The organism is Deinococcus aestuarii (genome assembly GCF_018863415.1).
Lineage (GTDB): Bacteria > Deinococcota > Deinococci > Deinococcales > Deinococcaceae > Deinococcus > Deinococcus aestuarii.
This window is the reverse complement of record NZ_JAHKSN010000045.1, coordinates 1-1,772: the sequence shown is the minus strand read 5'-3', so window position 1 is coordinate 1,772 and position 1,772 is coordinate 1. Positions and strand designations below refer to the sequence as shown.

Below are 1,772 nucleotides of genomic sequence, written 5' to 3'. Positions count from 1 at the left end.
GCTGCCTTCGCCCCGTGCCCCGCTCCGCCGCCGCCTCGCGCCGCCCGCCCCGGCTCTGACTGACCGCGTTACTCCCACAGCTCCTGGGCAACGTGCTGGTTATTGTGCTGTCTCATCATTTTGGCAAAGAATTCGCCGCCACCATGGCGGAAGGATCCGTCGCCAGGCAGCCTGACCTCTTGACCTGCGACGATGAGCCGATCCATATCCCCGGTGCCATCCAACCGCATGGACTGCTGCTCGCCCTCGCCGCCGACATGACGATCGTTGCCGGCAGCGACAACCTTCCCGAACTCACCGGACTGGCGATCGGCGCCCTGATCGGCCGCTCTGCGGCCGATGTCTTCGACTCGGAGACGCACAACCGTCTGACGATCGCCTTGGCCGAGCCCGGGGCGGCCGTCGGAGCACCGATCACTGTCGGCTTCACGATGCGAAAGGACGCAGGCTTCATCGGCTCCTGGCATCGCCATGATCAGCTCATCTTCCTCGAGCTCGAGCCTCCCCAGCGGGACGTCGCCGAGCCGCAGGCGTTCTTCCGCCGCACCAACAGCGCCATCCGCCGCCTGCAGGCCGCCGAAACCTTGGAAAGCGCCTGCGCCGCCGCGGCGCAAGAGGTGCGGAAGATTACCGGCTTCGATCGGGTGATGATCTATCGCTTCGCCTCCGACTTCAGCGGGGTGGTGATCGCAGAGGATCGATGCGCCGAGGTCGAGTCAAAACTAGGCCTGCACTATCCTGCCTCAGCGGTGCCGGCGCAGGCCCGTCGGCTCTATACCATCAACCCGGTACGGATCATTCCCGATATCAATTATCGGCCGGTGCCGGTCACCCCAGACCTCAATCCGGTCACCGGGCGGCCGATTGATCTTAGCTTCGCCATCCTGCGCAGCGTCTCGCCCTGCCATTTGGAGTTCATGCGCAACATAGGCATGCACGGCACGATGTCGATCTCGATTTTGCGCGGCGAGCGACTGTGGGGATTGATCGTTTGCCATCACCGAACGCCGTACTACGTCGATCTCGATGGCCGCCAAGCCTGCGAGCTAGTCGCCCAGGTTCTGGCCTGGCAGATCGGCGTGATGGAAGAGGCGGCCGCTGAGGGCAGAGGAAGTCTTCTAACATGCGGTGACGTGGAGGAGAATCCCGGCCCTTCCGGGATGACCGAGTACAAGCCCACGGTGCGCCTCGCCACCCGCGACGACGTCCCCAGGGCCGTACGCACCCTCGCCGCCGCGTTCGCCGACTACCCCGCCACGCGCCACACCGTCGATCCGGACCGCCACATCGAGCGGGTCACCGAGCTGCAAGAACTCTTCCTCACGCGCGTCGGGCTCGACATCGGCAAGGTGTGGGTCGCGGACGACGGCGCCGCGGTGGCGGTCTGGACCACGCCGGAGAGCGTCGAAGCGGGGGCGGTGTTCGCCGAGATCGGCCCGCGCATGGCCGAGTTGAGCGGTTCCCGGCTGGCCGCGCAGCAACAGATGGAAGGCCTCCTGGCGCCGCACCGGCCCAAGGAGCCCGCGTGGTTCCTGGCCACCGTCGGCGTCTCGCCCGACCACCAGGGCAAGGGTCTGGGCAGCGCCGTCGTGCTCCCCGGAGTGGAGGCGGCCGAGCGCGCCGGGGTGCCCGCCTTCCTGGAGACCTCCGCGCCCCGCAACCTCCCCTTCTACGAGCGGCTCGGCTTCACCGTCACCGCCGACGTCGAGGTGCCCGAAGGACCGCGCACCTGGTGCATGACCCGCAAGCCCGGTGCCTGAATCTAGGTCGAC

1 protein-coding gene is annotated in these 1,772 nt (G+C 67.2%); it reads left to right on the top strand.

The annotated features are described in order from the left end of the window. Positions 1-92 precede the first annotated feature (92 nt). Positions 93-1,760, top strand: coding sequence for a GNAT family N-acetyltransferase (locus tag IC605_RS24335; RefSeq protein ID WP_216329845.1), 1,668 nt, complete (start codon positions 93-95; stop codon positions 1,758-1,760). The last annotated feature ends 12 nt before the right edge of the window (positions 1,761-1,772 follow it).